Source organism: Kitasatospora sp. NBC_01246, assembly GCF_036226505.1.
Lineage (GTDB): Bacteria > Actinomycetota > Actinomycetes > Streptomycetales > Streptomycetaceae > Kitasatospora.
Genome location: NZ_CP108484.1, coordinates 2,313,563 through 2,337,401, shown reverse-complemented (window position 1 = coordinate 2,337,401; position 23,839 = coordinate 2,313,563). Strand labels below are relative to the sequence as shown.

The 23,839-nt window shown below is 75.0% G+C and carries 24 protein-coding genes; 10 read left to right on the top strand and 14 right to left on the bottom strand.

The features are described 5' to 3' along the window. Window positions 1–63: 63 nt before the first annotated feature. From OG618_RS10160 to OG618_RS10145, 4 genes are all read right to left on the bottom strand, one after another. Entirely contained in the window at window positions 64–1,158 is a 1,095-nt protein-coding gene (locus OG618_RS10160; protein WP_329487006.1) for a WD40/YVTN/BNR-like repeat-containing protein, read from the bottom strand. Window positions 1,159–1,324: 166 nt separating this feature from the next. After that, window positions 1,325–2,764 (bottom strand): dihydrolipoyl dehydrogenase family protein, encoded by a 1,440-nt coding sequence (locus OG618_RS10155; protein ID WP_329487005.1) that lies wholly within the window; start codon window positions 2,762–2,764, stop codon window positions 1,325–1,327. Continuing rightward, the gene (locus tag OG618_RS10150; protein ID WP_329487004.1) at window positions 2,761–3,225 is read right to left on the bottom strand and encodes an OsmC family protein; all 465 of its coding nucleotides are present in this window, start codon (window positions 3,223–3,225) and stop codon (window positions 2,761–2,763) included. The genes OG618_RS10155 and OG618_RS10150 overlap by 4 nt, the downstream gene beginning before the upstream one ends. A gap of 288 nt (window positions 3,226–3,513) precedes the next feature. After that, window positions 3,514–4,275, bottom strand: a complete 762-nt coding sequence (locus OG618_RS10145) for an alpha/beta fold hydrolase (RefSeq protein WP_329487003.1) — start codon at window positions 4,273–4,275, stop codon at window positions 3,514–3,516. Between the two features lie 131 nt (window positions 4,276–4,406). Between OG618_RS10145 and OG618_RS10140 the strand changes: the two genes are divergently transcribed. Next, a complete protein-coding gene (locus OG618_RS10140; RefSeq protein ID WP_329487002.1) occupies window positions 4,407–5,366 on the top strand; it encodes a helix-turn-helix transcriptional regulator in 960 nt (319 codons plus the stop codon). Window positions 5,367–5,384: 18 nt separating this feature from the next. On the opposite strand, the gene OG618_RS10135 is transcribed toward OG618_RS10140, so the two are convergent. Then, a complete protein-coding gene (locus OG618_RS10135) occupies window positions 5,385–6,968 on the bottom strand; it encodes an APC family permease (protein WP_329487001.1) in 1,584 nt (527 codons plus the stop codon). A gap of 169 nt (window positions 6,969–7,137) precedes the next feature. Between OG618_RS10135 and OG618_RS10130 the strand changes: the two genes are divergently transcribed. Continuing rightward, window positions 7,138–7,794 carry a TetR/AcrR family transcriptional regulator gene (locus OG618_RS10130; RefSeq protein WP_329487000.1) on the top strand — a complete coding sequence of 219 codons (657 nt, stop codon included), beginning with the start codon at window positions 7,138–7,140 and terminating at the stop codon, window positions 7,792–7,794. 225 nt (window positions 7,795–8,019) lie between these two features. Here OG618_RS10130 and trxA read toward each other — a convergent pair whose 3' ends face one another. Then, complete coding sequence (gene trxA / locus OG618_RS10125; protein WP_329486999.1) at window positions 8,020–8,409, bottom strand: thioredoxin; 390 nt, start codon at window positions 8,407–8,409, stop codon at window positions 8,020–8,022. 223 nt (window positions 8,410–8,632) lie between these two features. Between trxA and OG618_RS10120 the strand changes: the two genes are divergently transcribed. The 3 genes from OG618_RS10120 (at window position 8,633) to OG618_RS10110 (ending at window position 10,617) form a co-directional block, all read left to right on the top strand. Continuing rightward, a complete protein-coding gene (locus tag OG618_RS10120; protein WP_329486998.1) occupies window positions 8,633–9,223 on the top strand; it encodes a hypothetical protein in 591 nt (196 codons plus the stop codon). Window positions 9,224–9,295: 72 nt separating this feature from the next. Continuing rightward, complete coding sequence (locus OG618_RS10115) at window positions 9,296–9,850, top strand: sigma-70 family RNA polymerase sigma factor (protein ID WP_329486997.1); 555 nt, start codon at window positions 9,296–9,298, stop codon at window positions 9,848–9,850. Then, window positions 9,847–10,617, top strand: a complete 771-nt coding sequence (locus OG618_RS10110; protein ID WP_329486996.1) for an anti-sigma factor family protein — start codon at window positions 9,847–9,849, stop codon at window positions 10,615–10,617. The genes OG618_RS10115 and OG618_RS10110 overlap by 4 nt, the downstream gene beginning before the upstream one ends. Window positions 10,618–10,740: 123 nt before the next feature. Here OG618_RS10110 and OG618_RS10105 read toward each other — a convergent pair whose 3' ends face one another. The 3 genes from OG618_RS10105 to OG618_RS10095 all read right to left on the bottom strand — a co-directional run bounded on the left by OG618_RS10105 (window position 10,741) and on the right by OG618_RS10095 (window position 13,065). Next, window positions 10,741–11,367 (bottom strand): hypothetical protein, encoded by a 627-nt coding sequence (locus OG618_RS10105; RefSeq protein ID WP_329492057.1) that lies wholly within the window; start codon window positions 11,365–11,367, stop codon window positions 10,741–10,743. Window positions 11,368–11,641: 274 nt separating this feature from the next. Then, window positions 11,642–12,196: a DUF1990 family protein gene (locus OG618_RS10100; RefSeq protein ID WP_329486995.1), complete on the bottom strand. Its 555-nt coding sequence runs from the start codon at window positions 12,194–12,196 to the stop codon at window positions 11,642–11,644. Then, the gene (locus OG618_RS10095; RefSeq protein ID WP_329486994.1) at window positions 12,193–13,065 is read right to left on the bottom strand and encodes a YndJ family protein; all 873 of its coding nucleotides are present in this window, start codon (window positions 13,063–13,065) and stop codon (window positions 12,193–12,195) included. Before OG618_RS10095 ends, OG618_RS10100 begins: the two co-directional genes overlap by 4 nt. Before the next feature lie 157 nt (window positions 13,066–13,222). On the opposite strand from OG618_RS10095, the gene OG618_RS10090 reads away from it, so the two are divergent. Further along, window positions 13,223–13,492, top strand: coding sequence for a DUF1876 domain-containing protein (locus OG618_RS10090; protein WP_329486993.1), 270 nt, complete (start codon window positions 13,223–13,225; stop codon window positions 13,490–13,492). A gap of 377 nt (window positions 13,493–13,869) precedes the next feature. Here OG618_RS10090 and OG618_RS10085 read toward each other — a convergent pair whose 3' ends face one another. From OG618_RS10085 to OG618_RS10065, 5 genes are all read right to left on the bottom strand, one after another. Further along, entirely contained in the window at window positions 13,870–14,310 is a 441-nt protein-coding gene (locus OG618_RS10085) for a PPOX class F420-dependent oxidoreductase (protein ID WP_329486992.1), read from the bottom strand. A 79-nt stretch (window positions 14,311–14,389) separates the two neighbouring features. Then, a complete protein-coding gene (gene qcrB / locus OG618_RS10080) occupies window positions 14,390–16,000 on the bottom strand; it encodes a cytochrome bc1 complex cytochrome b subunit (protein WP_329486991.1) in 1,611 nt (536 codons plus the stop codon). Between the two features lie 291 nt (window positions 16,001–16,291). Beyond that, complete coding sequence (locus OG618_RS10075; RefSeq protein ID WP_329486990.1) at window positions 16,292–17,812, bottom strand: MFS transporter; 1,521 nt, start codon at window positions 17,810–17,812, stop codon at window positions 16,292–16,294. Window positions 17,813–17,943: 131 nt separating this feature from the next. Further along, on the bottom strand, window positions 17,944–18,609 hold the full coding sequence (locus OG618_RS10070; protein WP_329486989.1) for a TetR/AcrR family transcriptional regulator: 666 nt from the start codon (window positions 18,607–18,609) through the stop codon (window positions 17,944–17,946). A gap of 135 nt (window positions 18,610–18,744) precedes the next feature. Further along, window positions 18,745–19,302, bottom strand: coding sequence for a GNAT family N-acetyltransferase (locus OG618_RS10065; protein ID WP_329486988.1), 558 nt, complete (start codon window positions 19,300–19,302; stop codon window positions 18,745–18,747). 179 nt (window positions 19,303–19,481) lie between these two features. Between OG618_RS10065 and OG618_RS10060 the strand changes: the two genes are divergently transcribed. From OG618_RS10060 to OG618_RS10045, 4 genes are read left to right on the top strand one after another with little or no spacing between them, the layout of a single operon-like run. Further along, complete coding sequence (locus tag OG618_RS10060; RefSeq protein ID WP_329486987.1) at window positions 19,482–20,828, top strand: ATP-grasp domain-containing protein; 1,347 nt, start codon at window positions 19,482–19,484, stop codon at window positions 20,826–20,828. Next, window positions 20,825–21,676: a Rossmann-like domain-containing protein gene (locus OG618_RS10055; protein WP_329486986.1), complete on the top strand. Its 852-nt coding sequence runs from the start codon at window positions 20,825–20,827 to the stop codon at window positions 21,674–21,676. Before OG618_RS10060 ends, OG618_RS10055 begins: the two co-directional genes overlap by 4 nt. Continuing rightward, a complete protein-coding gene (locus OG618_RS10050; RefSeq protein WP_329486985.1) occupies window positions 21,673–22,785 on the top strand; it encodes a pyridoxal-phosphate dependent enzyme in 1,113 nt (370 codons plus the stop codon). The genes OG618_RS10055 and OG618_RS10050 overlap by 4 nt, the downstream gene beginning before the upstream one ends. After that, the gene (locus OG618_RS10045; RefSeq protein WP_329486984.1) at window positions 22,782–23,834 is read left to right on the top strand and encodes a dipeptide epimerase; all 1,053 of its coding nucleotides are present in this window, start codon (window positions 22,782–22,784) and stop codon (window positions 23,832–23,834) included. Before OG618_RS10050 ends, OG618_RS10045 begins: the two co-directional genes overlap by 4 nt. Window positions 23,835–23,839: the final 5 nt, after the last annotated feature.

Here is a 23,839-nt window from a genome sequence, read left to right as displayed (position 1 = left end):
CCGCCATGCTCGTCGGGCGGCCGTTCGTGGATCAAGTGGCCGGGGTCTGCCTGCCCGGTCCGGTCACGACACCGTCGCCGCCCTGACACAGAGCACGTCCGGCAGGTGGGAGAGCAGCAGCGACCAGCTCTCGCCCTCGTCGGGGCTGCCGTAGACCTCGCCGGTGCGGTTGCCGAAGTAGATCCCGGCCGGTTCGGCGTCGTCGGTGCGCAGGGCGTCGCGCAGGACGACGCCGTAGTGGTCCTCGCCCGGCAGGCCGTTGGCGAGCGGCTGCCAGCTGTCCCCGCCGTCCTCGGTGCGGTAGACCCGGCAGCGGCGGCCCGGGGGGATCCGGTCGCCGGCGCCGCCGAGCGGGAAGAGGTAGGCGGTGTCGGCCCGGCGCGGGTGGGCGGCGACGGTGAAGCCGAAGTCGGCGGGCAGGCCGTCGGTGACGGAGCGCCAGCTCGCGCCCGCGTCGTCACTGCGGTACACGCCGCCGTGGTTCTGCAGGTAGAGGCGGTCCCGCCGGACGGCGTCCGGTGCGATCTTGTGCACGCACTGGCCGAACTCGGGGTACTGGCTCTCCTCCGGGAAGAACTCCGCGCGCAGCCCGGTGTTGGAGGGCTCCCAGCTCGCGCCGCCGTCCTTGCTCCGGTAGACGCCGCCGCTGGAGACGGCGACGAGCAGGCGTCCGGGGTCGCGCGGATCGGTGAGGATCGTGTGCAGCCCCTGGCCGCCGTACCCGGCGCCCCATTCGGACCGCTGCGGATGGTTCCAGAGCGGCTCGACCAGGGCGAAGGTCTCGCCGCCGTCCTCGGAGCGGAACAGCGCCGCCGGTTCGGTGCCCGCGTAGACCACGCCGGGCGCCTCCTCACCGGCCGGCTGGAGCTGCCAGACCCGGGTGAGCGACGCTCCGGTGTGCTCGGGGAAGCGGACGGCCGGCTTCGCCGGTTCGAACCAGCTCGCGCCGAGGTCGTCGGAGCGCCAGACCGACGGGCCCCAGTGGCTGCTGTCCGCACCGACCAGCAGCCTGGTCCGGCCGCCCCGGCGATCGATCGAGACGGCGTAGATCGCGTTCATCGGGAAGTGCGGCCCGCTGAACTCCCAGTCCGCCCGGGATCGGCTGCGGCCGAGAAAGAGGCCCTTCTCCGTCCCGACGGCCAACAACACCTCGGTCATACCGGCCACCACCTGTTCGGCGCAACGGCCCCCACCGGACACCCCTCCACGGGCCAGTGTCCCGCCACCCGCCCGGGGCCACACCTTGCCACGCCGACGCGGCGAGGTGCCGGGAGCGGTGCGGCGGCCGGCGCCACCCGGGTGGCGCCGGCCGCCGCACCGGAGCTCAGCCCCGGCAGCCCTCCAGCAGGCGCAGCCACACCTCGCTGATCGTGGGGTACGCGGGCACGGCGTGCCAGAGCCGGTCGATCGGCACCTCGCCGACCACCGCGACGGTGGCCGAGTGCAGCAGCTCGGCCACCCCGGGGCCGACGAAGGAGGCACCCACCAGTACCTGACGGTCCTGGTCGAAGACCACCCGGGCCCGCCCCCGGTAGTCGTCGCCGTACAGCGAGGCGCCGGCGACGGCACCGAGGTCGTGGTCGATCGACCTGACCCGCAGCCCGGCCCGCTCGGCCGCCTCCAGCGTCAGACCGACGGCTGCCACCTCCGGCTCGGTGAAGACGACCTGCGGCGCTCCAGCGCTGTCGGCCGACGCGGCGTGCGCGCCCCAGCGCGCGGTGTCCAGTGCCCGCCCCTCGGCGCGCGCGACGATCGCCGCACCCGCGATCCGGGCCTGGTACTTGCCCTGGTGGGTGAGCAGCGCCCGGTGGTTCACGTCCCCGGCCGCGTACAGCCAGTCGCCGTCGACGCCGAGCACGGTGCAGCTGTCGTCCACCTCCATCCAGGTGCCCGGCTTCAGGCCGACCTGCTCCAGGCCGACGTCCGCCGTGCGCGGGGCCCGGCCGGTGGCGTAGAGCACCTCGTCGGCGGTCAGCCGCTCGCCGCCGTCCAGCACCAGCGTCACCCCGGCGCCGTCGACGCGCTCCAGCGAGGCCACCGCCGCGCCGAAGCGCAGGTCCACCCCGGCGGCCCGCAGGCCCTCCGCGACCAGCTCGCCCGCGAACGGCTCCATCCGGGGCAGCAGCGCGTCGCCGCGCACCAGCAGGACGACCTCCGAACCGAGCGCGCGCCACGCGGTGGCCAGCTCTACGCCGACCACGCCGCCGCCGACCACCGCCAGCCGCCCGGGCACGGTGGCCGAGCCGGTCGCCTCCCGGTTGGTCCACGGCCGGGACTCGGCCAGGCCGGGGACGCCCTCCGGCAGCACCGGCCGGCTGCCGGTGCAGACCGCGACGGCGTGCCGGGCGGTGAGCAGCCGCTCGGTGCCGTCCTCCGCCTCGACCGTGACCGCCCGTTCGCCGGCCAGCCGGCCGTGCCCGCGGACCAGCTCGATGCCGGTGTCACGGAGCCACTGGACCTGGCCGTCGTCCTGCCAGTGCGAGGTGAACGAGTCGCGCCGGGCCAGGACGGCGGCCGCGTCCAGCGCCCGGTCGCCGACGGCCTCCCGCGAACCGGCCACCGCGCGGGCGCCGGCCAGCGCGGCCACCGGGCGCAGCAGCGCCTTGCTCGGCATGCAGGCCCAGTAGGAGCATTCACCGCCGACCAGTTCGGCCTCCACGATCACCGTGCGGAGCCCGGCGGCGGCGGTCCGGTCGGCGACGTTCTCGCCGGTCGGGCCGGCGCCCACCACGATGACGTCGTACTCCTCGGGGGTGGTCGTCACGTGCGGTCCTCCGTCGTGTCGATGGTCACCCCGGCGCGCAGGGCCAGGGTGACGGGCGTGCGTTCGCAGACGTCGAGCAGCCGGGCGCGCTGGTCGTCGTCCAGGGCGCCGGTGAGCGAGACGAGGCGCGAGACCCGTCCGTGCTGCCCGTCCGTCTCGTAGTCGAGCCTGACCCGGACGGCCTCCAACGGCCACTCCTTGCGCGCCGCGTACATCCGCAGGGTGATCGCGGTGCAGGAGCCGAGTGCGGAGAGCAGCAGCGCGAACGGCTCCGGCCCGGTGTCCGAACCGCCGCGGCGCACCGGCTCGTCGGCGGTCAGCGGGTGGGTGCCGGCCAGCACGTCGACGTGGAACGGCACGTCGGCGCCGCTGCCGGTCACCTCGGCGGTGGTGACCCGCCGGAACCTCGGCGGCGCCGCGGCCGCCTCGGCGCCGGTCGTGCTGGTCGGGGTCTGGCTCATGGCGGGCGGCCTCGCTCTCGTTCGGTGGCACGGGCGCCCGGAGGGACACGGGCGCCGTGCCCATCCTGCGCCGCCCGGCCCGCCGCGCGCAGCCGAACACGCGGGCGAGTGCGCTGAGGGGCAAGCACCCGGGCGCGCAGAGGGTGGATCACCGGGCCGGGCCGCCGCGCACAGCGGCGCGCCGACCCCGCCCGGGCCGGCGGATCACCAGGCCCCCACGATCATCGGGCCCCCACGATCACCGGCCCCTACGACCACCGGGCCCCCACGATCACCGGGCCCCCACGATCACCGGGCCGCGGAGCCTTCCGGGCCCACCCGCTCCGCGAGTTCCGCCAGCACCGCCGCCGTCTCCGCCGGCCGGGAGAACATCGGCCAGTGCCCGGTCGGCAGCTCCCGCAGCTCCCACTCCGGGCCGCCGAGCTGCGCGAAGTACGGATGGCCCGAGGCGATCATGGCGCGGACCTGCTCCAGCGGGAACGAGCAGGAGATCAGCGCCTTCGGCAGGTCCGCCCCGGCGCCGGTCAGCCGCAGCGGCTCGGTGAAGGTGGCGGCCGGCTGGTCGGTGGCGCGCTCGCGGACGGCGGCGCGGGCGGCGTCGTCCAGGCCGTCGGCGCTGCTGCCGGCGGCGAGTTCCTCCCAGGACGGCAACGGGTGGCGGCCGTCGACCAGGGTGGCCAGCACGTGGGCCCGGTGCTCGGGCTCCCAGAGGTCGCCCAGCGCGGCGCCGTCGGGGACGGGACCGCTGTCGAGGTAGACCACCCGCCGGATCCGCTCGGGCATCCGGTCGGCCGCACCGGTGACCGCGGTGCTGCCGCCGCTGTGGCCGACGAGGACGACGTCCCACAGGTCCTCGCGGGTCAGCAGGTCGGTGAGGTCGGCGATGTGGGTCTCCACGCCGACCTCGGGCCCCGGCTCGGCGGCACGCTCGGCCATCCCGGCCGGGGTCACCGCGTGGACGGTGTGCCCGGCCTCGCGCAGCGGGCGGGCGACGTCGTCCCACGCCCAGGCGCCCAGCCAGAAACCGGGAACGAGAACGAAGGTACTCATGGGACCACTCCTTGTCCGGGGGGAATCCGTCAGGACCGACTCTAGGATCGGAGCCGGACAGATCTCGCCCGGATTGATTCCGGATCCCGGCCGGGTCGGCACGGACCGGCCGGCCGACGAAGGGGGAGCCGATGAACCACCCGGTCAGCCGGGTCCTGGCCCTGCTGGAGCTGCTCCAGGCCAGGCCCGGCCTCACCGGCCCGGAGCTGGCCGCCCGCCTGGAGGTGGACGAGCGCACGGTGCGCCGGTACGCCGCCAGGCTGGCCGACCTCGGCATCCCGGTGCAGGCCGACCGCGGCCGCTACGGCGGTTACCGGCTGCGCCCCGGATTCCGGCTGCCGCCGCTGATGCTCACCGCGGACGAGGCGGCCTCGGTGGTGCTCGGACTGCTGGCCGGTCGCCGGTCGGGGCTGTCGGTGGGGGAGCAGGCCGCCGAGTCGGCGCTGGCCAAGATCCAGCGGGTGCTCCCGACGGAGCTGCGCGAGCGGGTCGAGGCGGTGGAGCAGACCCTGGGGCTGACCTCGGCGCCCGCCGCCGGCCCGAGTCCGGCCGGAGCCGCGCTGTTCGCGCTCGCCGAGGCGGCCCGCCGCCGGCGCCGCGTCCGGCTCGCCTACCGCGACCGCCTGGGCGTCCCGAGCGAGCGCGAGTTCGACCCGTACGGGCTGGTCTTCCACTCGGGCCGCTGGTACACCACCGGGCTGGACCACCGCAGCGGCGAGCTGCGGACCTTCCGGCTGGACCGGATCGGGACGGCGGAGCCGAGCGGGACGCCCTTCGAGCCGCCGGAGGACTTCGACCCGGTCCAGCGGGTGGTGGAGTCGCTGGCCTCGGTGCCGTGGACGCACGAGGTGGAGGTGCTCCTCACGACCACCCTCGACGAGGCCCGGCAGCGGATCCCGCCCGTGGTCGGGACGCTCAGCGCGGCGGACGACGGCCGCGTCCTGCTGCGCGCCCGGGCCCAGAACCTCGACGGGTTCGCGGTGATGCTGGCCGGGCTGGGCCGGCCGTTCACCGTCCTGCGCCCGGACGCGCTGCGCACGGAGGTCCGGGCGCTCGCCGCCCGCCTCGCCGGGTGGGCCGAGCAGGGGTGAGCGGGCCCGGGCACCGGATCAGTGCACGGCGGGCGCGAGCTCGTCCGTGACCGGCCGGTCCTCGGAGGCCCCGCCGCGCATCAGCCGCTGCGGCCGCCGGACCAGCAGGTAGCCGACGCCCGCCAGGGTCACCAGGCCGACGCCCAGGAGCGCGGCCCACACCTGGTACCAGGGCGCGCCGGGCGGCGCCAGGATGCTGCGCGGCCAGCAGATGTTGACCACCTCCAGCCCGGTCCACAGCACCGCCAGGGCATTGATCACCGTGCCGGCGCGCCCGTACGAGACCTGGCCGGACGGCCGCCACACGCCGCGCAGCCTGGCCACCAGCGCGGCCACGCTGAGCAGGAAGAACGGCAGGAAGGTCGCGGCCGTGCCGAAGGTGATCAGGCTGCCCATCGCGGTGGACTCCAGCCCCAGCGGCAGCGCGGCGGAGCTGACCACGGTCGCCGCGACCAGCCCGCCGATCGGCGCCCGGTGCCGGTTGACCCTGCGGACCTGGTCGGCGAAGGGGAAGACGCCGTCCCGGGCCAGCGAGTAGAGGCCGCGGGCGGCGCCGCCCTGCGAGGCCAGCAGGCAGGCGGTGAACGAGATCAGCACGACGACCACGAACGGCTTGGCGGACCAGTCGCCGAAGGCCGAGGTGACGGCGGTGGTGACCGGGTCGAGGTCCTCCCCGCGCACCACGGCGGCCGGGTCGGGGTGGGCGAGTTCCACGGCGACGGCGTTCAGGATCACCACGACGCCGACGCTCATCAGCGCCCACCACATCGCCCGCGGGACCTGCCGGCTCGCGTCCTTGGTCTCCTCGGCGGTGGAGACGCACGCGTCGAAGCCGATGAACGCCCATCCGCCGACCGCGATCACGGCCAGGAAGGCCGCTCCGGTGGAGACCCCGGCGGTGGCGGGGGCGTCCAGGAGGTCGGTCACCAGGCCGAAGCCGTGCGCCCGGAAGAGCAGCAGCAGCGCGAGCCCCACCAGCACGGAGGCGACCGTCTCGGCGGCGATGCCCAGCGAGACGAACCGGCGCAGCACGTTGACGCCGTAGGCGTTGACCAGCGTGCAGGCGAGCAGGAACGCGGCCGACACCAGCACCAGTTGCGCGGGTGTCGGGGTCACTCCGAAGAGCGCGAAGAACCAGGGCGAGGCGAGGTAGGCGACGGTGGTGTTGGCGAACATCACCGCGAACTGCCACATCCAGCCGGTCAGCCAGGCGAAGGTCGGCCCGGTGAGGCGCCGGCTCCACTGGTAGGCACCGCCGGCCAGCGGCCACTGCGAGGCGAGTTCGGAGTAGACCGCCACCACCAGCATCTGGCCGAGCAGGCAGACCGGCAGCGCCCAGACCCAGGCGCCGCCGGCCACCCCGAGGCCGACCTGGCCGACGGCGTAGAGGCCGACCACCGGGGAGACGACGGCGAAGCCCATCGAGATGTTGCCGAGCACGCCCAGGCTGCGGCGCAGCTCCTGGCGGTAGCCGAGGGCGGCGAGCCGCTCGGCGTCGGACCGGGCCGCACCGCTGTCGCCGGTCGGGCTGCCGCCGGAGGGGGCGGTGCCCGGGCCGCCGGGCGTCACGCCGCCGCGGGCTCTCGGGAGGTTGTCGGTCATGGGGCGTCCACCTTGCCGTCACCCGTGGTGAGCCCCTCGGACGGGCCCGCCACAGAAAACTAACTTTGTTAGTCAGGGACGGTAACCCCCTCACCCGGGGCAGGGGAAGAGTCGAGACCGGGCTGTAATACCGTGGGGCCGACGCAGCCGGCAGGGAGGGACGACGAGCGTGGGACGACCGACCAGGGCGTTGCTGAGCAGGGAGATCATCGCCAGGGCCGCCCTCGCCGTGGTCGACGAGCAGGGCTCCGACGGTCTCACCATGCGCGCGGTGGCCGACCGGCTGGGCGTGAAGGCGGCCTCGCTCTACAACCACGTGAGCGGCAAGGACGACCTGATCGACGGGCTGGCCGAGCTCGTCAACGCCGAGATCGACCTGGGGCCGCTCGACGGCACCGATCACCGGGAGTGGCGGACCGGCCTCACCGCCTACGTCCGCGGCTACCGCGCTGCCTTCCTGCGCCATCCCCACACCATCGCGCTGCTGGCCCGCCGCCGGGTCGGGGCCGACCTCCAACTGCTCGGCTACGAGGCCCTGCTCGGGGCGCTCGGCCGGGCCGGCCTGGCGCCCGCCGACGCCGCCGAGGTCGCCGCCGCGGTCGACTACCTGGTGCTCGGGTCCGCGCTGGAGACCTTCACCGCGGGCTTCACCCGCCCGCCGGCCGAGTACCGGCCCCGCTACCCGGCCCTCGCCGGTGCGCTGGAGGCCGCCGCCGAACGCGGCGGCGGGCCCGGCTCCGGGGCACCCGGGCTGGACGAGCGCGGCTTCGAACTCGCGCTGCGCCTGTTCCTGGACGGCCTCGCGGCCCGGCTGCCCACGCCCTGACCGGGGCGTCCCGGCGGACAGCGTGACGACGGCCCGCAACGGCGATGGGCCCGCAATGGCGATGGGCCCGCAGCGGCGACGGGGCTGGAAGGGCGGCGGGCCCGCAACAGCGACGGGCCCGGGGGCACTCGCCACCCGGGCCTACCGTCGCGGAGTCACCCGCGCCGCCGTACGACCGGCCCCGGGCGGCTCCGCCCGCCCGACCGGTCGCCCCGACGGCCGCGCTCAGGCCTCCGGGCCGCCGTCCTGCTCCGCCGCGACCTTGCGCTTCACCTCGGCCATGTCCAGCTTGCGGGCCTGACCGATCAGATCCTCGAACACGGCCTCCGGCAGCGCGCCCGCCTGCGAGAACACCAGCACGCCCTCGCGGATGATCGCCAGCGTCGGGATCGACTGGATGCCGAACGCGGCGGCCAGCTCCTGCTGCGCCTCGGTATCGACCTTCGCGAAGACCAGGTCCGAGTGGCGCTCGGCCGCCTTCTCGTAGACCGGGGCGAACTGGCGGCACGGGCCGCACCAGGCCGCCCAGAAGTCGATGAAGACGAAGTCCTTACCGTCCTGGCCAGGGACGATGTCGTCGAAGTTCTCCTTGGTCAGCTCGACCGTGTTGCTCATCTCGCGGTTCCTGCCCTTCCGGGGGTGGCGGTTCAGGCCATCTGCCCGGCACAACCGCGACCGTCCGCGCACTATTCCGGAGCCCCCTCCCGCGGATTTCCCGGCCGGGCGTTGAGTGCTCCGCCGTCGGCGCCCGTACTGGTGGGTGTCCGCGTCAGCGCGGTACGAACAGCGCGGCCCGTGTCCGAGCGGCCGTGCGCGTCCAGCCGGGGGAGAAGCACCCATGCGCAGCAACAGTCGCACCACCCGTACCAGTCGGATCGCCGTGCTCGCCGCGTCCGGGATCGCCGTGGGCGCCCTGGTGGCCGGGTGCGGGTCGTCCGGCTCCGGCAGCGGCGGGTCCGCCACGCCCGCCGGCTCCGGCGCCGCCCCGACCGCGCCCGCGACGCCGAGCAGCCCCGCCGCCCCCGCCGACGCCACCCTGAAGACGGCCACCGACCCCAGGCTCGGCACCATCGTGACCGACAGCGCCGGCTTCACCCTCTACCGCTTCGACCAGGACACCGCGCAGCCCCCGATGTCCAACTGCAACGGCAACTGCGCCTCGATCTGGCCACCCGCGCCGGCCGACGGCTCGGTCACCGTCAAGGGCATCGACAGCAAGCTGGTCGGCACCGTCACCCGGGCCGACGGCAGCAAGCAGATCACCCTGAACGGCTGGCCGGCCTACCGCTACGCGCCCGACAAGCAGCCCGGTGACACCAAGGGCCAGGGCGTCGGCGGCACCTGGTGGGCGCTGACCCCGGCGGGTGGCAAGGCGGGCGTCGCGAGTTCCGCCCCGAGCACGCCGGCCGCCCCCGGCGGTGGCTACTGACCCGCCCCGACGACGGTCCGGACCGGACGTGGAACCCTCGACCCGGAGGTACGGGTGCGCGAAAATGGCGTCGTGACCGACGAGCACCGCGGTGGCGGTGCGCCCGCACGCGGCGCCGCCGCCCCGGACGAAGAACTGATGCGAGCCCTGTACCACGAGCACGCGGGGCCGCTCTTCGGCTTCGTCCTCCACCTGGTCGCGGGGGACCGCCAGCGGGCCGAGGACGTGGTGCAGGAGACGCTGGTCCGGGCCTGGCGCAACATCGACCGGCTCGACCCGGGCGGCGGCTCGCTGCGGCCCTGGCTGGTCACGGTCGCCCGGCGGATCGTCATCGACGGCCACCGCAGCAGCCTGGCCCGCCCGCGCGAGGTCGACCCGGCACCGCTGGAGCTGCTGCCCGCGGAGGACGAACTGGACCGCGCACTGCGGCTGATGACCATCTCGGAGGCGCTCGGGGACCTCTCGGAGGCGCACCGGCAGGTCGTCGTCGAGACCTACTTCAAGGGCCGCTCGGTGAACGAGGCGGCCGCCGAACTCGGCATCCCGGCCGGTACCGTACGGTCGCGGGTGTTCTACGCGCTGCGCTCGCTGAAGCTCGCGCTGGAGGAACGGGGAGTGACATCGTGACATCGTCCGAGCCCGGACCGACCGGCTCCGAGCAGGGCCACACCGCCGGCGGCGAGCACCTGGACGTCGGCGCCTACCTCCTCGGCCTGCTCGAACCGGCCGAGCGCGACGCGTTCGCGGCGCACCTGGCCGGCTGCCCGCAGTGCACCCGGGAGGTGGCCGAACTCGGCTTCGTGGAGCCGCTGCTGGCCGAGTACGCGGCCTCCGCCGAGGCCGCCGGGATCGATCCGGCAGGGCCGGCGCCCCGGCCGGACGGGCGACTGCTGGACCGGCTGGTCGCCGAGGTCTCGGCAGGCCGACGCCGGGGGAGGGCGCGGCGGCTGGTCCTGGTCGCCGCGGCCGCGGTCCTGGTGGTCGCCGGTCCGGCCGTCACCGCCGTCGTGGTCACCGCGGACTCCACGCCCGGCGTGGTCGCCGTCGCGGCCCAGCAGTTCACCGCCACCGACCCGACCACCGGCGCGCACGCCGTCGTCGGCGTCGACGGCAAGGGGTGGGGCAGTCAGGTGAGCCTCGAACTCTCCAACGTCCAGGGCCCGTTGAGCTGCGACCTGGTCGCCGTCTCGCACACCGGGGAGCGCTGGACGGTGACCAGCTGGAGCGTCCCCGCGGCCGGCTACGGCACCACCGGCGCGGCCCCGGCCGCCCTGCGGACCACCGGCGGCACGGGCCTCCAGCCCGCCGACATCGACCACTTCGAGGTCCGCACCCTGGACGGCGCCACCGTCCTGGTCACCGTCCTGGTCACCGTCCCGGTACACCCGGCCTGACCCGGGCGCGGCCTCCCCGGTGCCCGCGCCCAGGCCCCCCGGGCGGGCGGGGGCGGCCGCCGTCTGCCGTACGGACCTCGTCGGTCCGCCCGGCGGGCGGGCGGCGGGGTCGGGGGGCCGGTGCTACGCCTCCTCGGTGTCCGCGCCCAGGCCCACCGCGCGGGCGAGGGCGGCCGCCAGCGGCGCGCGGCGGTCGGGATGGTGCTCCGCGGCCCAGGCGTCGGCCAGCCGCAGGAAGGCGGCGAGCTCGTCCGCCGCTCCGGTGACGAGGCGGCGCAGTCCGTCGAGCGGCAGCTCGATGACGGGACCGTCCCGGACGGCGCCGTCCGGGGTCAGCCGCACGAGCGTGCCCTCGCGCCGGGCCTGCGGAGTGGGGTCGTGGCCGAAGAGGGCGAACCCGTCGCCGTCCAGGACTTCGTACCAGTCCCGCCACTCCTCCAGCCCGTTGCAGCAGCCCGGACGAAGGACGGTGCCGGTGGCCGGGGCGAAGACCCGGAGGCCGCCGGGGGCGACCGGGTACTCCGAGGTCAGCAGGCCGTGCAGGAACCGGCCGGCCGGGTCGCCGGATCCGGCCGGTTCCTCACCGGGGCCGGGCTCGGCCTCGTTGTGGTCGGCGATCTGCATCACCGCCGTACCGACGTCGGCCGGGCTCATCGCGGCGCCCAGTGGGAGGAAGCCGTACGGCTCGTACGGGCCGACGGGCCAGAGGTCGAAGCCGTCGCGGCCGGGCGTCTCCAGGACGGGCTGCATCTCGATCACCGGGCGAGTCTGACGGACCCCGCTCGGGACGGCGCCCCATTGTCGGGAGTCGTTCCCCCGGGGCTGTAACGGCCCCGGGCCGATCCCGAACGCCGGCCGGTGTCCGCCGCTCCCGGCGGGTACTGCCGCTCCGGTCCGGTCATGCGTCGCGGCCGGCACCTGCGGTTACCGCCTCGCCTGACCCCGCCGGCTGCGGATACCCGGGCGGAGCCGGAACGCCGACCGTGCGCCGAACCCGCGCCCGCGCCCCCGGCTACCGCCCCGGCTACCGCACCGCCGACGCCCGCTGTTCCGCCGCTGCGGCGATCCGGGTCAGGGCGCGGGCGCAGCGTCGGGCGAAGAGCCGCTGGCCCAGCGGGAGCAGCGGGCCGGCGAGGTGGGCGAACCAGCGGTCGGGGCGGCTGAAGGCGTTCACGGTGAACCGGACGGCCTTGTCGGGGCCCATCTCGACCAGGAAGGTCTCCTCGCCGACCGCGAGGTGCCCGCGCCGGGTGCCGTACGCGAAGCCGAAGCGGTCGGGGCCGTCCGCGCTCCAGATCACCCGGCAGGGGGCGGCGGCGCGCACCGGTCCGAGGCCGATCGCGCAGGTGACGGCGGTGCCGGGGATGGCCCGGGTGGCTTCGGCGGCGATGCGGACGCCGGCGGCGCGGTGCATCCGCCAGTCGAGCACGGCGGCTCCGGCGGCTTCCAGGGCGGCGCGGCCGTGGCCGATCAGGGCGCGGTGGCGGAGGTGGTGGTAGCCGCCGGGCAGCGGGCGGTCGGGGGTGGTGCTGGCGCCGGTCTCGGGGTAGTTGAGGTCGGTGGCCCGGGGGCGGTTCATCGCAGGGCTTCCTTCGGGTGGGGGAGGCGCGCGGTCGGCGCCTGGGGTCGGGCGAGGCGGCGCCAGGCGAGCAGTGAGCAGAGCGCGAAGCCGAGGGCGTTGCCGACGCCGTGGGTGGCGGCCATCCAGGTGAGGGTGGGGTGCGGGACGCCGGAGGCCTCGCCCAGCGCCCACCAGAGCGCGAGCAGCATGGTCGCGGCGAGGACGGCGGAGGCGGTCCCGAGCAGGACGGCGGCGGGCCGGTCGGCGGTGCGGGTGCGCAGGTCCCGCCAGGTGAGCAGGCCGACCAGCCACATCCCGGTGGTGAGCACGACGGCTCCGGCGAGTTCGGCCCAGTCGTCGACGAAGTAGCCGGCCAGGACGAGCAGGGTGCCGAGCGGCACGCTGAGCGCGGCCCAGCGGGCGGCGGCGCTCTCCGGCGCGGCCCGGCAGACCAGCCCGGCGACCAGGGCGGCGGTGAACCCGGCGTAGTGGAAGTGCGGCACGGTCAGCGCCAGGATGTCGAGGTCGAAGCCGAGGAGTTCGTGGCCCGAGCGCTCGGCGACCAGCGCGAGCCCGGCCACCGAGGGGGTGGCGAGGGCGGTGAGCACGGCGATCTCGCGCGGCGCGAGCGAGCGGGTGCGGGCGAGCCGGGCCGGTGCGTGGGCGGCCAGGGCGAGGGTGCCGAGCGCGTAGAGTGCGGCGCAGCCGGTGGCGAGGCCGCCGCGCGGCAGCCAGAGCGACAGTGCGCCGGGGACGGCGGCCAGGGGCCAGAGCCGGCGGACGCGGGCCAGCCCGGGCTCGTCGATCAGGGTCAGGCCGAGCGGGATCACGGCGCCCATGCCGAGCAGGACCAGCAGGTCGACCAGCTCCGCGGTGCCTCTGCCCATGGTGGCCGCACCCCTTCCTTGAACACGTTCAAAGCCTTGCGCCAGTGACTGTACGCGGCGCACTTGAACGTGTTCAAGTCGAGCTGGAGCCGCCTCCCCTGGTGCTCGCGCCGCAGGCGGCGCACTCTGGAGAAGGAATCTCTGGAGGTGATCCGCCATGCAGACACTCGTTGGTTGGCACATCGAGATGGAGTTCCGTGAGGAGGGGGCGCGGACGGCCGCCGCCGCCCTGCTGAGACTCGGTGACGGAACCGAAATCCGCGCCCACGGCTACACCAGCCGCCACCCGTCGGACCCGGAGCAGCTGCGGGTCGGCGAGGAGGTCGCCGCCGCCCGGGCGCTCAACGATCTCGCCTCGCAGCTTCTCACCAAGGCCCACGGCGAGATCCAGGACGCCAGTCCCGTCCCGTCCCACCCGCTGTCGTGACGGCGCCGCAGGTCGGTGCCGGCTCCGGGGCTGAGGAGCCCAGAAGGGCCCGCATCCCGCTGATCTGTCCGCGCTGCGGGCGGGAGCAGCAGGTCGTCCCAGGTGGTCCCGACCGGGCCGTGCGTGTCGTGCACGCCGGGACCGGCCGGGAGGCCTGCGAGCCGGGCGACCTCGCCACGGCTCCGGACGACGTGGGCTGAGCCGGGCCCGTCCGGCCCGAGGACGTAGGCGACCCGACAGGCGTAGGCGAACCCACGGGCGCAGGCGAACCCACGGGCGTGGGCGAACCCACGGGCGTAGTCGAAACCACGGGCGACGGCGGTGCCGGGACCGGTCCTGTGACCGGTCCCGGCACCGCCGCGCCCGCTCGCGGCCTCTCAGTTCGGGCAGTACGACGCCGGCAGCTGCCACTCCGGCCCGACCAGCCGCTGCTCCACCCGGCTGAGCGTGATCCGGATGCCGACCGTCCCGGACAGGCCGAGCCGGAACCGGCTGCGGGCCAGTGCGATCAGGGCGGTCATGCCGTACTTGTTGATCAGCGAGGTGCGGTAGCGCGCGGTGTCGTCCGGGTCGCAGACCGTCGCCCGGGCGGGCAACTGGCGCCCGGTCGGGCGCCCGTGGGCGTCGCAGGGGCCGACGAGCACCCGGGGGTGGCGGCGGATCCGCTCGGCCTCGCCGGAGTGGGCGGGGGTCCAGATGCCGAGCGCCGTGCCGTCCGCCACCACCCAGATCGCCGAGCGCAGCCGGCTGCCGTCCTCGTCGAAGGTGGTGAGCAGGAGGTATCTGGTGTCGGCCAGCCGGTCGGTACGGTCGTGCACGATGTCCTCCCTGTCCAGGGGCCGGGCGCGGTCCGTCGCCGCGGTCGCGGGCCGGTGCCGCGGCGCCGGAGCGGGCGGCTCAGTGACCGTGGCCGCCGGTGATCTCGTGGTACTCCTCGGCGGTCGGCCGGGGGATCCTGGCGCCCTCGCCGTGCAGTCCGCGGGAGAGCCTCGCGCGGACGCGGGTGAGCGCGCCGACCGGGTGGGCCACCCCATTCTCGTCCACCGGGGCCGGTAGTTCGAGGGGGCGGGGCTGCTCGTGGGCGGTCAGCCGGTGCAGTTCCGCCGGCGCGAGCGGGGCGTGCGCCTCGGTGAACTCGCCGTGCGGCAGCCGCCTGATGAGGCCCGTCTCCCGGCCGTGCAGCACCTTGTCCCGGTCGCGCCGCTGGAGGCCCAGGCACCACCGCTTGGTGATCACGAAGACCCCCACCGGCACCACGAAGAACCCCACCCGGACGGCGTAGGTGATCGAGTTCAGCGACAGGTGCAGACGGGTGGCGACCAGGTCGTTGCCGCCGCCGATCAGCATCACCAGGTAGAGCGCGATCCAGGCCGCGCCGAGTGCGGTGCGCACGGGGGCGTTGCGCGGGCGGTCCAGGAGGTGGTGCTCGCGCGCGTCCTCGGTCAGCCAGGACTCGACGAAGGGGTAGACCGCGATCGCGCCGAGGATCACCGGGAAGAGCGTGAACGGGATCAGCACGCCCAGGTTGAGGGTGTGCCCCCACAGGCCGACCTCCCAGCCGGGCATCACCCGGATCAGCCCCTCGGCGAAGCCCATGTACCAGTCCGGCTGCGCGTCGGTGGACACCTGGTCGGGGCGGTACGGGCCGTAGGCCCAGATCGGGTTGATCGAGGCGACGGCCGCCATCAGCGCGATGATCCCGAAGACCAGGAAGAAGAACCCGCCGGCCTTGGCTAGGTAGACCGGCATCAGCGGCATGCCGACGACGTTTCGCTCGGTCCGGCCGGGGCCCGCCCACTGGGTGTGCTTGTGGTAGAAGACCAGGATCAGGTGCGCGACCAGCAGGCCGAGCATGATGCCGGGGATCAGCAGCACGTGGACGGTGAAGAACCGCGGCACGATGTCGTGACCGGGGAACTCGCCGCCGAACAGGAACATCTGGACGTAGCTGCCCACCAGCGGGAGGGCCAGGACCACGCCCTCGACGAAGCGGATGCCGGTGCCCGAGAGCAGGTCGTCGGGCAGTGAGTAGCCGAAGAAGCCGTCCAGCAGGCCGAGGAAGAGCAGCAGGAAGCCGAACAGCCAGTTGATCTCGCGGGGCTTGCGGAACGCCCCGGTGAAGAACACCCGCATCATGTGCACGAACATCGCCGCGACGAACACCACGGCCGCCCAGTGGTGGATCTGCCGGATCAGCAGCCCGCCGCGGACCTCGAAGCTGATGTCCATCGTCGAGGCGTAGGCCTCCGACATCGGCACGCCCTTGAGCGGGACGTACGAGCCGTCGTAGATCACCTCGCCCATGCCGGGCTTGAAGAACAGCGTGAGCCAGACGCCGGTCAGGATGATGATGACGAAGGTGTAGAGGCAGATCTCGCCCAGCATGAAGGACCAGTGGTCCGGGAAGATCTTGCGCACGTTCGCCCTGGCCAGGGTGTAGACCCCCAGCCGGCCGTCCGCCCAGTCGGCGGCCCGCCGGCCGCGTCCGGGGTTCTGATTCCGGGTCATTTCCACGCACCTCGGTCCATGAAGCGGGGATCGTTCCCCGCTTCGAGCTGGGACCAGAGTAAACGGGGCAAGCTCCCCGTTTCTACCCGGGGTGCCGCTGTCGTCTCCACGGCGACCCGGAATCGGCGAGCGGCGCGGAAGCGACGCCCCGGAAACGGCCGCCCGGAAGCGACGCCCCGGACACGGCGAGCGCGCCGGAAGCGGCGAGTGCCCCGGAAACGGCGAGCGGCCCGCCCGGTGTCGAAACACCGGACGGGCCGCTACGCACCCTTCGTGTGTACCTCGCGGGGGTCAGTGCACCAGCACCGGCACCTCGTTGCTCTCCACCGCACCCGAACCCGTCGCCGCCTGGTCGGGGCGACCGGCGTTGATCAGGGTGAAGGCGATCGCCGCGGCGGCGACCAGGATGCCGAAGGACCACCAGATCGCGGTCGAGAAGCCGTGCACCATGCCCTGGAACTGCGCCGCCTGGGCCGCGGCCGGGCTGGTCACGGCGGTGGCGTGGGAGGCCAGCCAGGTCGCCGTGGCGCTGGCCGCGATGGTGTTCAGCAGCGCGGTGCCGATGGCGCCGCCGACCTGCTGCGAGGTGTTGACCATGGCGGAGGCGACACCCGCGTCGCGGGGCTCGACACCGTGCGTGGCCAGGCTCATCGCGGGCATGAACGCGGTGCCCATGCCGAGGCCCATCAGGATCAGACCGGGCAGGATCAGCGCCGGGTAGGAGGTGTCCAGGCCGATCTGGGTCAGGATCAGCATGCCGACCGAGGCGACCAGGAAGCCGGGCGCCATCAGGTAGCGGGCCGGCACGCGGGTCATCAGCCGGGCGCCGATCTGGGTCGAGCCGGTGATCATGCCCGCCACCATCGGCAGGAAGGCGACGCCGGTGAGCACCGGGCTGTAGCCGAGCACGATCTGCAGGTAGTAGGTCAGGAAGAGGAAGAGGCCGAACATGCCGATCACGGCGAGGCCGAGCGACAGGTAGACCCCGCCGCGGTTGCGGTCCAGGACGACCCGCAGCGGCAGCAGCGGCGCCTTGACCTTCATCTCGACCACGGCGAACGCGGCCAGCAGCACGGCGGCGGCGGCGAACAGGCCCAGCGTGATGCCGGAGCTCCAGCCGTCCGACTCGGCGCGGGTGAAGGCGTAGACCAGGGAGACCAGGCCGGTGGTGACCAGCAGCACGCCGGGGATGTCCAGGCGGTTGCGGTTGCGGCCCTGGGCGGGCTCGCGGATCACCATGACGGCGCCGACGGCGGCGACCACGGCGAACGGGATGTTGACGAAGAAGGTCCAGCGCCAGTTCATGTACTCGGTCAGCAGGCCGCCGAGGATCAGGCCGATCGCGCCGCCACCGCCGGCGATGGCGCCGTAGATGCCGAACGCCTTGGCGCGCTCCTTGGCCTCGGTGAACATCACGGCCAGCAGCGAGAGCGCGGCCGGCGCGAGCAGGGCCCCGAACACGCCCTGCAGGGCGCGGGCGCCGAGCAGCATGGCGGTGTTGGCGGCGGCGCCGCCCAGCGCGGAGGCGAGGGCGAAGCCGGTCAGGCCGACCACGAAGGTCCGCTTACGGCCCCACAGGTCGGCGATCCGGCCGCCGAACAGCAGCAGGCCACCGAAGGCCAGCGCGTAGGCGGTGATCACCCACTGGCGGTTGCCGTCGGTGATGCCGAGGTCCTTCTGGGCCGACGGCAGGGCGATGTTCACGATGGTGGCGTCGAGGACGACCATCAGCTGGGCGAGGCCGATGAATATCAGGGCCTTCCAGCGCCGCGGATCGGGCTGGGTGGCCGGCAGGGCGTCGGTTTTTGGCATGGGAGTACTCACTTCGGGGTGCGGTGCGTACGGATCAGGGGAAAGTCGGGCGTGCGGGCGGGCACGGTCGGCCCCGGCCGCCGGTGCGGCAGTGGACCGGCGGGCCGTCGGTCAGCGCTCGGCGCTGCGGGTCAGTGCTCGGGGTGGAAGTCCTCGAAGGTCGCGGCCCGGCCGGGCAGGGTCGAGCGGGCGGGCGCCCGCAGGCCGTCCAGGAACAGCTGCAGGTGCCGGTGGACGAAGCCGTCCAGGAACTGGCAGGAGGTGCCCGGCAGGGGGCGGGTGAGCTGGCTCATCGCGATGAACAGGTCACCGGGGTCGACGTCCGGCCGCAGTTCGCCGGCCTCCTTGGCGCGTGCCATGAGGTCGTCGACGGCGGTCACCAGTCGCTCGCGCGCGTCCGTCAGGTCCGGATCGAAGGGGTCGACCCGGTTGGTGAGGATCGGGCACAGGGCGCCCATCTTCTCCTCGACCGTGGCGTGCGCGAACCGCTGGAGGGCGTCGAACGGGCCGGAAGCCTCCGCCGTCGCCGATTCGGCGATGGCCAGGATACGGCCCTTGATGAGCAGCGCCACCTCGCGGATCAGCGCCGAGCGGTCCGGAAAGTTCCGGTACAGCGTGGCGTTGCCCACGCCGGCCCGCTTGGCGATCTCGTCCAGCGGCGCGTCCGCGCCGTGCTCGACGAGGGCGTCCCGCGCCGCCAGCAGGATCCGCTCACGGTTGCGAGTCGCGTCCGCGCGCAGCTTCGGCGTGCGGACGGGCTCCGTGGTGCGGGTCGCCGCGGTGACGGTGCTGCTCACCTCTCGCTCCTCCCAGCATAGCGGGGAAACTTTCCCCGTTTAGGCCTACGAAGGAGCAAACGGGGATTCGGTCCCCGGAAATTCCCCGCTGGGTGTGACCTGCGTCGCATCCACCCGCAGGGTGGAAGCGCGGCGTCAGACCCGCGCCGGCCGGCGCAGCGGGATCTCGAAGTGGACGGTGGCCACCCCGGGGCCGTGCTCGCCGCTCGGGCGGGCGTCGTGGACCTCCTCGGCGAGGCTGCGCCAGAACGCCTCGGCGCCCGGGACGGCGGCGTTGGTGTGCAGGTAGAGGTGCCGGTAGCCGCCCTCGTCCACGGCGAACTCGCATGCCCGGCGCACCAGTTCCCGGGCCAGTCCGTGCCGGCGGTGCTCGGTCCGGACGTAGACCCGGACCAGCTGGGCGGTGCTGCCGTCGGGGTAGCGCTCGGCCAGCTCGCGCGGGTGCGGCGGGTGGACCGGCCCGCGGGAGTGCAGTGCGGTGGTGGCGACCACCTCGCCGTCCCGGGTGGCGACCAGCAGGGCGTGCCGGGGGTGGTCGAGGTAGTGCGCCTGGAGGTCGACCACGTCGGCGTGCCAGTCGGGGACGTAGCCGTAGCCGAACTCGCGGTAGAAGGTGTCCAGGATCAGCCGGCGGGCGCCGGGCACGTCCTCGGGCAGGGCGTGCCTGATCACATAGGCATCCGGACGGTCCATCGGAGGGCTCCACGGGTCGGGTCGGGGCTGGGTCCCCGCCACCGTACCTGAAAACGAATGTCATCTGACGCCCTGTCGGAAGAGCTGCGCGAGCGTGTTGAAAATGAAAACGAATGCCGTTACGGTCGCCTTCGGCACGTCGGACCGGCTTGCCGCGCGCGTCGTCGAGAGGGAGATCCGTGGCGCATCTGCTGGTGATCGAAAGCTGGGTCGGCTCCATGAGCAGACTGCTGCCCAGGGCCCTGGGGGAGAGCGGCCACCGCTTCACCTTCCTCACCCGCGACCTGCACCACTACCTGCGGGAGGCGCCCGCCGACGGCCCGCACCCGCTGCTCGCCGCGGAGAACGTGCTCACCGCCGACACCAACGATCCCGCCGCCCTGCTCCCGTACGTCGAGCGGCTGCACGGGGTGCTCGGCTTCGACGGGGTGATCTCCTCCTGCGACTACTACCTGCCGATGGTCGCCCGGGTCGCCCGCCGGCTCGGGCTGCCCGGGCCGGCGCCCGAGGCCGTCGCCGCAGCCTGCCGCAAGGACCTCACCCGCCGCGCGCTCGCCGCGGCCGGCGTCCCCGGGCCCGCGTACGCGCTCTGCGCCGACCGGGAGCAGGCCCTGGCCGCCGCCCGGGAGCTCGGCTTCCCGCTGGTGGTCAAGCCGGTGGACCTCTGCGCCGGGATGCTCGTCCGCGCGGTCGCGGACGAACGCGAACTGGCCTCCGCGCTCCGGGCCCTGGAGGCCTTCCCGGTCAACGCCCGCGGCCAGCGCCGGGCCCCCCTCGTCCTGCTGGAGGAGCTGCTGACCGGCCCGGAGGTCAGTGTCGAGACCGTCTGCGCCGACGGCGACACCGTGGTGGTCGGGGTCACCGACAAGAGCGTCGGCGGCGCGCCCGCCTTCGTCGAGACCGGCCACATGTTCCCCGCCGTGCTGAGCGCCGAAGACACGGCCGCCGCGGCCGGGACGGCCGTCGCCGCGCTGGCCGCCCTCGGCCTGGACCGGGTCGTCGCGCACACCGAGATCAAACTGACCCCGACCGGGCCCCGGGTGGTGGAGGTCAACCCCCGCCCGGCCGGCAACCGGATCACCGAGCTGGTCCGCCGGGTCACCGGCGTCGACCTCGCCGCCGCCTGCGTGGACCTCGCGCTCGGCCGCCGTCCCGACCTGACCGTCCACCGCACCGGGGTCAGCAGCGCCGCGATCGCCTTCCTCGTCCCGGGGGAGGGGCAGGCCGGCCTGCTGGAGGGCTTCGAGGGCGAACCGGCCGTCCGGCGTGACGGCGCCGTGGTCGAGCTGGCCCTCGCCGCCCCCGGGCGCGACGTCCGGCCCGCCACCAGCAACAACGAGTACCTCGGCCATGTGATGACCACCGACACCGCCGGCGCCGGCGCCCGCCGGGAGGCCGAGCGGCTGATCGCCGGGCTGATCCCCCGCTACACCGCCGACGGCCCGGACGCGGGGCCCGCCGGGTCGAAGGGCCCGCCCGCACCCCTCCGGTCCGACCGCGCCGCCGGGGCGGCGGTGTCCGGATGACCACCACCCTCCCCGGTACGGCCCTGGACCGGATCGCCGGGCGGGCCCGCGCCGGAGCGTACGGGCCCGACCCGGCCGGGCAGCGGATCGCCCTCGCCTTCACCACCGCGCAGGCCGTGCGGCACGCCGGACGCGCCCGCGGCTACCGCAACGAGGTGCTCAGCCTGCGCCTCGGCGCGGCCGTGGGCTCCTGCGCTGTCGAACCCGGCGAGCTGCCCGCCGAGGCGCTCACCGACTGCGTCGGCGCGTCCGTCGCCGAACTGCTCGACCACCCGCTCGTACCGGTCCGGGTCGCCGCGCTCGACGCCTACCTGATGCGTTGCCGCCCGCACGGCCCGGCCCACGGCGCCTGGCCGGTGACCGTTCCGGCCGGTGACTCGCTGGCGAAGTCCCGGGCCCGGGCGCGCGCCGTCGTCGGCCTGCTCCCGGCCGCGACGACCGGCCGGGTGCTGGTCGTCGGCGTGGTCAACTCCCTGCTGGAGCAGCTTCGTTCGCGCGGCCTCGGGTACCTGGCCTGCGACCTCGTCGGCGGCACCACCGAGTGGGGCGAGACCGTCCACCCCGACGCGTCCGCCCGGCTCGACGAGTGCGACGCGATCCTCGCCTCCGGCATGACCCTCGGCAACGGCACGCTCGACCCGCTGCTCGCGCACGCCCGCGCCACCGGCAAGCCGCTGGTGCTCTTCGCCCAGACCGGCAGCGCCGTGCTGCCCCGGCTGCTCGGCGACGGCGTGAGCGCCGTCAGCGCCGAGCCCTACCCCTTCTTCTGGCTCGACGGCGGCCCCAGCCCGCTCCACCTGTACGGCGGGCACCCGCCGGCCGGCCGGGCGGACGGCGGTGGCCGGTGACCACGCTGCTCGCCCCCGCGGCCCTCGGCAACCCCGACCTGCTGCCGCTGCTCGGCCGCACCCCGCTCGCCCGGATCGGCACCCCGCTGCCGCACCCCCACCCCGGCTTCTGGGCCAAGCTGGAGGGCCTCGGCGCCGGCGGGATGAAGGCCCGGTCCGCCGTCGCCATACTCCGCGGCGCCCACGAACGCGGTGAACTCCGGCCCGGCGCCACGGTGGTGGAGTCCACCTCGGGCACCCTCGGCATTGGCCTCGCCTTCGCCGGTCAGGCCCTCGGCCACCCCGTCGTCCTGGTCGGCGACGCCGAACTCGAACCGTCCATGCGCCAGTTGCTCCACTCCTACGGCGCCCGGCTGGAGCTCGTCGACCGGCCGGCCCGGCACGGCGGCTGGCAGGCCGCCCGGCTGGCCCGGCTGCGCACCCTGCTCGACCAACTCCCCGGCGCCTACTGGCCCGACCAGTACAACAACCCCGACAACGCGGCCGGCTACCGGGCGATGGCCCGGGAGATCACCGCCGAGCTCGACCACCTGGACGTGCTGGTGTGCAGCGTCGGCACCGGCGGCCACAGCGCCGGGCTGGCCGAACCGCTCCGCCGCCGCTGGCCGGCCCTGCGGATCATCGGCGTCGACTCGGTCGGCTCGACCATCTTCGGCCAGCCCGCCCGGCCCCGGCTGATGCGCGGACTCGGCAGCTCGATCCACCCGCGCAACGTCGCCCACCAGGCCTTCGACGAGATCCACTGGGTCGGCCCGGCCGAGGCCGTGGACGCCTGCCGCAGGCTGGCCCGCGGGGCCTTCGTCAGCGGGGGCTGGAGCACCGGCGCCGTCGCCCTGGTCGCCGCCTGGGCCGCCCGGGTGCAGCCGGGCGCCGCCGTCGCCACCGTCTTCCCCGACGGTCCGCACCGCTACCTGGGCACCGTCTACGACGACGCGTTCTGCCGGCGGCACGGGCTGGGGGCGGAGCACGCCGCGCCGCGCCCGATCGAGATCCCGCACCCCGCCGCCGTCGAGGTCACCGGCTGGGCGCGCTGGCGCACCGGGCACGGCGGCCCGGCCGGCCCGGCCGTCCGCCCCGACCCCGCGGACCGCCCCGGAGAGGGCCGATGAGGCTCGACGTACGCACCGTACGGCTCCGGCTCGCCGAACCGCTGCGGATCTCCCGCTCGGTGACCGCCGAGCGCGACGCCGTCCTGGTCGCCCTGCGGTACGACGGCCTCACGGGCCGCGGCGAGGCCGTCGCCAGCGGCTACCTGCGCCAGCCCACCGAGCTCATCCGGCGTGAACTCGACGAGCTGCGACCGGCGTTGGAGCGCCTGCCGGATCCGGACCAGGCGCTCGCCGAACTCCGCCGCGGCGCCGCCCCGTTCAAGGAGCTGTCGGCCGGGGTGCTGGCCGCCGTCGAGGCCGCCCTGCTCGATCTGGCCGGCCGGCGGGCCGGTGAGCCCGTCCACCGGCTGCTCGGCCGGCCGGAGCCGGTGGCCGTCGCCACCGCCCGCACCATCGGCATCGAGCCGCCCGACCGGGCCGCGGACCGGGCCGCCCGGCTGGCCGCCGCCGGGTTCACCGTGCTCAAGGTCAAGGCCGGCTCCGCCGATCCCGCGGACGACATCGCCCGGGTCCGCGCCGTCCGCGAGGCGGCCCCCGGGGCCGGGCTGCTGCTCGACCCCAACGGCGCCTGGACGGAGGAACAGGCCCACCGGCTCCTCCCGGCCTTCGCCGCCGCCGGCGTCGAGGCCGTCGAGCAGCCGATCGCCCCAGGCCGTCCGGACGCGCTGGCCGCCGTCGCCGAACGCTCACCGGTCCCGGTGATCGCCGACGAGGACGCCGTCGGCTACGAGGACGCCTGCCGGCTCGCCGGGCGCGTCCACGGGGTCAACCTCAAGCTCGCCAAATGCGGCGGCGTGCACCAGGTGCTGCGCATCCGGGCGGCCCTGCGGGGCAGCGGCACCGAGCTGATGCTCGGCTGCCTCGTCGCCAGCTCGCTCGGCATCGCCCCGGCTGTCCACCTCGCCGACCGGGCCCGCTGGATCGACCTGGACGGGCACCTGCTGCTCGCCCACGACCCCTGGCAGGGCATCGGCGGCAGCGACGGCATCGTCCGCACCCCGGCCCGGGCCGGGCTCGGCGTCCGCCCGGCCCCGGCCGCCGGCCGATGACGCGC

Coding starts and splice junctions, on each gene's coding strand:
- OG618_RS10160 (WP_329487006.1), bottom strand. CDS start 1,158: ATGACCGAGGTGTTGTTGGCCGTCGGGACGGAGAAGGGCCTCTTTCTC.
- OG618_RS10150 (WP_329487004.1), bottom strand. CDS start 3,225: ATGAGCCAGACCCCGACCAGCACGACCGGCGCCGAGGCGGCCGCGGCG.
- OG618_RS10145 (WP_329487003.1), bottom strand. CDS start 4,275: ATGAGTACCTTCGTTCTCGTTCCCGGTTTCTGGCTGGGCGCCTGGGCG.
- OG618_RS10140 (WP_329487002.1), top strand. CDS start 4,407: ATGAACCACCCGGTCAGCCGGGTCCTGGCCCTGCTGGAGCTGCTCCAG.
- OG618_RS10135 (WP_329487001.1), bottom strand. CDS start 6,968: ATGACCGACAACCTCCCGAGAGCCCGCGGCGGCGTGACGCCCGGCGGC.
- trxA (WP_329486999.1), bottom strand. CDS start 8,409: ATGAGCAACACGGTCGAGCTGACCAAGGAGAACTTCGACGACATCGTC.
- OG618_RS10120 (WP_329486998.1), top strand. CDS start 8,633: ATGCGCAGCAACAGTCGCACCACCCGTACCAGTCGGATCGCCGTGCTC.
- OG618_RS10105 (WP_329492057.1), bottom strand. CDS start 11,367: ATGCAGCCCGTCCTGGAGACGCCCGGCCGCGACGGCTTCGACCTCTGG.
- OG618_RS10100 (WP_329486995.1), bottom strand. CDS start 12,196: ATGAACCGCCCCCGGGCCACCGACCTCAACTACCCCGAGACCGGCGCC.
- OG618_RS10095 (WP_329486994.1), bottom strand. CDS start 13,065: ATGGGCAGAGGCACCGCGGAGCTGGTCGACCTGCTGGTCCTGCTCGGC.
- OG618_RS10090 (WP_329486993.1), top strand. CDS start 13,223: ATGCAGACACTCGTTGGTTGGCACATCGAGATGGAGTTCCGTGAGGAG.
- qcrB (WP_329486991.1), bottom strand. CDS start 16,000: ATGACCCGGAATCAGAACCCCGGACGCGGCCGGCGGGCCGCCGACTGG.
- OG618_RS10075 (WP_329486990.1), bottom strand. CDS start 17,812: ATGCCAAAAACCGACGCCCTGCCGGCCACCCAGCCCGATCCGCGGCGC.
- OG618_RS10065 (WP_329486988.1), bottom strand. CDS start 19,302: ATGGACCGTCCGGATGCCTATGTGATCAGGCACGCCCTGCCCGAGGAC.
- OG618_RS10055 (WP_329486986.1), top strand. CDS start 20,825: ATGACCACCACCCTCCCCGGTACGGCCCTGGACCGGATCGCCGGGCGG.
- OG618_RS10045 (WP_329486984.1), top strand. CDS start 22,782: ATGAGGCTCGACGTACGCACCGTACGGCTCCGGCTCGCCGAACCGCTG.